Origin of the sequence: Sulfuricaulis sp. (assembly GCF_049587675.1) — a bacterium.
In the GTDB taxonomy this organism is placed as follows: Bacteria; Pseudomonadota; Gammaproteobacteria; order Acidiferrobacterales; family Sulfurifustaceae; genus Sulfuricaulis.
In genome coordinates this window covers 1-2,944 of the sequence record NZ_JBAVEJ010000097.1, presented here as the reverse complement: position 1 = coordinate 2,944, position 2,944 = coordinate 1, and the positions used below count along the sequence as shown (strand labels likewise).

General features: G+C 61.8%; 2 protein-coding genes. One reads left to right on the top strand and one right to left on the bottom strand.

The annotated features are described in order from the left end of the window. Positions 1–1,661, bottom strand: a 1,661-nt coding sequence (locus tag WB402_RS05180) for an Rne/Rng family ribonuclease (RefSeq protein WP_424205852.1), incomplete at its 3' end; no start/stop codon positions are given. Positions 1,662–2,161: 500 nt separating this feature from the next. Between WB402_RS05180 and WB402_RS05175 the strand changes: the two genes are divergently transcribed. Then, positions 2,162–2,944 (top strand): RluA family pseudouridine synthase (locus WB402_RS05175; protein ID WP_424205851.1); only part of this gene is annotated, 783 nt, incomplete at its 3' end.

The following is a 2,944-nucleotide window of genomic DNA, read 5'->3' as shown; positions in this document are numbered from 1 at the left end:
CCACCACCGCCGTGCGCGGCCTTCGGCGGCTCGGGCGGCGCCGCCGCGTGTGTGAGCGGCCCGATCACCGGCTTTTCCGCCTCAGCGGCGGCGGGAGCGGCTTGGGCGGGTTTCCTGTCATCGATTTCTTCCTTCTCGACGATGTCGATCTCGTAACTCGGCACATCGGCCTCGGCTTCGTATTCGTCGATACGCAGGCGGCGAATATGATAGTGCGGCGTTTCCAGTTCCGAGGTCGGGATGATCATGATCGGCGTGCCGACGCGCGACTCAACTGCGGTGATCTCCATGCGCTTCTCGTTGAGCAGGTAAGTGGCCGTCTCCATTGGCAGGTGCACATGCACCGCCGCGGTGTTTTCCTTCATGGCCTCTTCCTGGATCATGCGCAGGATCGACAGCCCCGAGGATTGCACTCCACGAATATGACCGGTACCGAGACAGCGCGGGCAGATGAGGCTGGAGGATTCACCTAGCGAGGGCCGCAGGCGCTGGCGCGACATCTCCAGCAGCCCGAAACGTGAGATGCGTCCAACTTGCGTGCGGGCACGGTCTACCTTCAATGCCTCGAACATGCGGTTTTCCACTTCACGCCGGTTGCGTTCGGGCGTCATGTCGATGAAGTCGATGACGATCAGTCCGCCGAGGTCGCGCAGGCGCAATTGGCGCGCGACTTCATCCGCGGCTTCCAGATTGGTGTTGAGTGCGGTCTCTTCGATGTCGGCGCCCTTGGTGGCGCGCGACGAGTTCACGTCGATCGTGACCAGTGCTTCGGTCTTGTCGAACACGATCGCGCCGCCCGATTCCAGGCGCACTTCACGCGAGAACGCCGACTCGATCTGGTGTTCGATCTGGTAACGCGAGAACAGGGGGGTTTCATCCTTGTATAGCTTGAGCTTCTCCAGGTTTTGCGGCGCGACCTGCTGCATGAATTTCTGCATGCGCTCGAAGATTTCCGGGTTGTCCACCATGATGTCGCCGATGTCAGCCTTGAGGTAGTCGCGGGTGGCGCGCACCACGAGATTGCTTTCCTGGTAGATCAGGAAGGGCGCGGCGCGCTCCTGCGAGGCCTTGTAGATGGCGTCCCACAGATTGATCAGGTAATCAAGGTCCCATTGCAGTTCTTCAGCCGAGCAGCCGATACCGGCGGTGCGGGCGATGACGGAGTAATCGTCCGGGAGCTTGAGCTGGGACATGGCTTCGCGCAGCTCGGCGCGTTCCTCGCCTTCGATGCGGCGCGAGATGCCGCCGCCGCGGGGGTTGTTCGGCATGAGCACCAGGTAACGACCGGCGAGGCTGACGAAGGTCGTGAGCGCCGCGCCCTTGGTACCGCGCTCTTCCTTGTCCACCTGCACGATCATTTCCTGGCCTTCCCGGACCACGTCCTTGATGCGCACCTGGCTCATGGGGGTGCGCTCGTCGTAACCCTGGAAGTAAATGCGGGAAATTTCCTTGAGCGGCAGGAAGCCCTGGCGTTCGGAGCCGTAATCCACGAAGGCGGCTTCCAGGCTGGGTTCTACGCGGGTGATCTTGGCCTTGTAGATGTTGCCTTTCTTCTGCTGATAGGTGGAGGACTCAATGTCGAGGTCGAGAAGTTTCTGGCCGTCGACAACAGCCAGCCGCAACTCCTCGGGGTGAGTTGCGTTGAATAGAATACGTTTCATCGGTAGTTAATCCCCGACGCACGGTTTGGCGAACTACACCGCCTCGCGCTGTAGTCACAGCGCGGCAAGACGGAACGTCGTCCTTCCGACAGGGCGGCAGAAGCCGTCTTGGTTTGACGGCCTTCTGCTATGGTTCCACGCTTCGTTGATAGAGAGCGCAGATGTACAATTCAGACTTTAATTACACCGTGGACAGGTTTTGGCTGTCACACGTGCCGTCTGCCATGTGCTGATGTCGGCAGGTGCTCGCAAAACTGGAGCGTCTACATACGCCTCTACAGGAAGTAGGGGAGAGGCGTGTCACCCTGTTTGGGCTCTAGTCGCGTTTTTGCATTTAGCTGCCGGCGCTTCGCCGGGGGCAACGGTGCGGTAGAGCCCGCGCCGGCTTTTACCTGGCGCGAAAATCCGTTGCGTTCCACGCACTTGTATCAAAATCAGAGATTTCACCAAAAGTGCACCATCGCACTATAGCAAACGAAGCGGTTCCCCAGCAATCTGTTATGATGGTTTTCAGCATGGAAAAGGCCGTGAAATCCGGGTCCCCCGCCGTCCGTTACCTCGAAATCGATGAATCCCGCGCCGGTCAGCGGCTCGACAATTTCCTGATCGCCACCCTGAAAGGCGTGCCCCGGAGCCATATTTACCGCATCCTGCGCAAGGGCGAGGTGCGGATTAACAAGGGACGGGCGCGGCCGGACTACCGCCTGGAGCCGGGGGACGTGGTGCGGATTCCACCCCTGCGCCTGTCGCTGGCCAAGGACCTTGATCCTGAGAAGGCCGCGGACGGGTTTGGCTGGCTGCTGTCGCGCATCCTGTACGAGGACGACGATCTCATGGTGGTGAACAAGCCGGCCGGGTTGGCGGTGCACGGCGGCAGCGGCGTCAGCGTCGGTTTGATCGAGGCCCTGCGCGGCTTGCGGCCGGAGACGCCGGCTCTGGAACTGGCGCACCGCCTGGACCGGGACACGTCGGGTTGCCTGCTGCTGGCCAAGACCCGCCCGGCGATGCTGGCGCTGCATCGGATGCTGCGCGAGGGGAAAATGGAAAAGCATTATCTCGCGCTGGTCTCCGGGGCTTGGCGCGGCGGGACGCGCGAGGTGTCAGTGGCGCTGGAAAAGAACCGGCCGCACGCCGGCGAGCACATGGTGGAGGTCACCGAGGACGGCAAGGAATCGGCGAGCCGGTTCATTCCGCATCAGCGCTTCGGTTCCGCCACGCTCATGGAGATACAACTGCTCACCGGCCGCACCCATCAGGCGCGCGTGCACGCCGCGCACCTTGGG